We start from the raw sequence: 2,728 nt of genomic DNA, 5'->3' as shown, positions 1-2,728 counted from the left end.
CGTGGCGGGCCGCAGCGGGGCGGGCGACCGGCCGGAGGCCGGCGTCGTCGGGCGGGTACTGCTCCTGCGGATCGTGCGCATGGTGTCATCCCCTGACCACGCTCGGGGACCAGGCCTGCGGGATGGCGACCACCGGATCGGTCGCGCCGTCCGCGGGCAGGGCCCAGACGTCGGTGGTGCCCGGCTCGTCGGCGCGGGGCAGCCCGTAGAGAAGCGTGGCGTCGTCGAGCCAGGTGATCTGGTCGTCGACGTTCCGCTCCTCGGTGTCGAGCACGGTGATCGCCATCGTGTCGAGGTCGAGCACCGCCGGGGTCCAGTGCGGCGTGGCCGTACCTGGCTCGCGGGCGTCGTGCTTGAAGGCCAGCCGTGTCCCGTCCGGCGACAGCGAGGGGCATTCCACGCCGTCGAGGAGCGTCACCAGCGTGTGGTCCGTGAGGTCGCCCCGCACGAGCCAGGTGCGGCCCAGCGACTGCGACTGGACCGTGGCGTAGAAGGTCCGCTCGTCCGCGAAGGTCACGCCCCACACGTTCCGGTCCACGGGGGCGAGCCGCTCGCCGTCGACCACCAGCGTGAAGTCCTCGAGGTTGCCGGACATGTCCGAGCCGTCGGCGCGGTGCACCGTGGTCTCGGTGGAGAAACCCGTGGACGCGTAGGAGTGGCCGGAGACGAACGCGGTGGTGGCCACCAGGCCGTCCGGCGAGAGCCGGGTGCGGCTCGGGATGCCTGGCAGGGGCCAGCTCGCGGTGGTCTGCCAGGCGCCGTCGAGCACCTCGGCCTCGTAGGTGGTGACGACGCCGCGGCGGGTGTGCAGGCAGACGGTCGTCTCGCCGTCGGAGTCCACCCGGTCGCAGACGACGGGCGTCACCTCGCGGGGGCCCGACAGGTCGTCCAGGGCGACGGCGGACACCCGGCCGTACAGGTCGCCGGGCGCGGTGCCGCGGAACAGCACGTGCGGTCCGGCGAGCACGTCCTCCGCCTGCTCGACCGCGCTCGGGGCGGCCTGCTCGGCCCGGGCGCGCAGCACCTCGGTGGTGACGAACCAGCCGGTGGCGGCCAGGACCGCGACGGTGAGCACGGCGAACGCCGTCCCGCGGCGGAGGGTGGGCGGTGCGCTCATGCGGGCGACCTCCGCAGCAAAAAGGCGCAGACCGGGACGGCGACCACGAGCGCCGCCGTGGCGATCCACAGGGCGTCGACCCGGCCGGCCGCGTACCAGAGCACGCCGAACCCGGCCGAGGCCGCCATCCGCGCCACGGCGGTGACCGTCTGCGCGGTGCCGATCGCGGTGCCCCGTACGTCGGCGGGCACGAGCGCGCTGGTCAGCGCGGAGAGCACGCCGTCGGTCGCGGCATAGAAGGCGCCGAGCAGGACCAGGGCGACCACCGTCGTCGTCGCGCCCGTGAACGGGGCGGCCGCGCAGGCGTACGCGGCCGCGAGCAGCACGTGCCCCCAGACCAGCACGCGCGCCCGGCCGAACCGGTCGGCGAACCGGCCCACGGGCGCGGCGAGCAGCATGTACACGGCGTTCGTGCCCACGTACAGCAGCGGGAACCACTGCGTGGCGAACCCGTCGCGGTCCTGCAGCGCGAGGTAGACGAACCCGTCTCCGACCGTCAGCAGGCCCAGCAGCCCGGCGACGACGAGGATCCGCACCGTGGCGCCCCGGCGCAGGAAGCCCCACGAGAACGGGCGTCCGGTGAGCTGCAGGCCGCCGGGTGCCTCGCACGTGCAGCCCTTGCACTTCGGCAGCCCGCGCGACTCGCGGCTGCGGTGGGTGCGCAGCCAGGCGGCCTGCCGGGGCCGCAGGTCCGGGACCAGGAGCACGAGGGCGCCCACGCCGAGCACGGCGGCGCCGAGCGAGATCACGAAGACGGTCGTGTAGCCGTCCGGGATGGCCCAGAGCGCCACGAACGCGAGCAGCGGGCCCAGCGCGGCCCCCGCGGTGTCCAGCGCCCGGTGCACCCCGAAGGACCGGCCGAGGTTGCGCGGGTTGGCGGACGCCGCGATCAGCGCGTCGCGTGGCGCCGTCCGCACGCCCTTGCCGACCCGGTCCGTCACCACGAGGCTCGCGATCGCCGGCAGCCCGGCGGCGAACAGCAGGCCCACCCGGGTCAGGGCGGAGAGTCCGTAGCCCACGGCGGCGACCCACTTGGGCCGGTCGGTCCGGTCCGAGGCCCAGCCGCCGGCCACCCGGACCAGCGCTCCGGCGCCCTGCACCAGCCCGTCGACGACGCCGTACGCCACCACCGAGAGGCCGAGCGCCGCGGTGACGTACAGCGGCAGGATCGCGGTGACGGCCTCGGAGGAGACATCGGTCAGGAAGCTGACGACGCCGAGCGTCACGACGGTGGACGAGACCCGTCCCGCGCGGCGGCGGGCGGCGTCGGACCGGCCGCCCGATCGCGTGCCCGGGCCGCCGGCTGATCGCGTGCTGGGTCGGTCGGCGGACGGAGATCCGGCCTGCGTGCCGGTCTCTCCCGGGGCGGCGCGGAGGAGCCCTGACATGTCGCTCAGGCTACGGCGGAGGCCCGGGGTGGCGGCTTGTCGAACAGGGGTGAACTGCGTTGTTCACCCGGGTGAGGCGGTTTCGCTGAGCGGTCGGCAGTTGGCATCGAGACCGGCTCAGCCCTGAGCCGATCTCGATGCCAACTGCCGAGTCCGCGGTGCAACCCAGCTGGGCGGGGCGAACAGCCAGCGCGCGCCGATCCGCGGGGCCAGCGCGCCCAGG

2 protein-coding genes are annotated in these 2,728 nt (G+C 75.0%); both read right to left on the bottom strand.

Going from position 1 to position 2,728, the window contains the following annotated elements; all coding sequences use genetic code 11:
• Nucleotides 1–85: 85 nt before the first annotated feature.
• Nucleotides 86–1,117 (bottom strand): hypothetical protein, encoded by a 1,032-nt coding sequence (locus tag PROKR_RS17520; RefSeq protein ID WP_036965110.1) that lies wholly within the window; start codon nucleotides 1,115–1,117, stop codon nucleotides 86–88.
• On the bottom strand, nucleotides 1,114–2,343 hold the full coding sequence (locus tag PROKR_RS17515; protein ID WP_036965108.1) for an MFS transporter: 1,230 nt from the start codon (nucleotides 2,341–2,343) through the stop codon (nucleotides 1,114–1,116). Before PROKR_RS17515 ends, PROKR_RS17520 begins: the two co-directional genes overlap by 4 nt.
• Nucleotides 2,344–2,728: the final 385 nt, after the last annotated feature.

Source organism: Promicromonospora kroppenstedtii DSM 19349 (assembly GCF_000515355.1).
In the GTDB taxonomy this organism is placed as follows: Bacteria; Actinomycetota; Actinomycetes; order Actinomycetales; family Cellulomonadaceae; genus Promicromonospora; species Promicromonospora kroppenstedtii.
Note: the sequence above shows the minus strand (reverse complement) of the source record. Positions and strands in the feature narration are given on the sequence as shown.

Bases quoted from the DNA above. Each gene is read 5' to 3' on its own strand.
- PROKR_RS17520 (WP_036965110.1), bottom strand. From the start codon at position 1,117: ATGAGCGCACCGCCCACCCTCCGCCGCGGGACGGCGTTCGCCGTGCTC.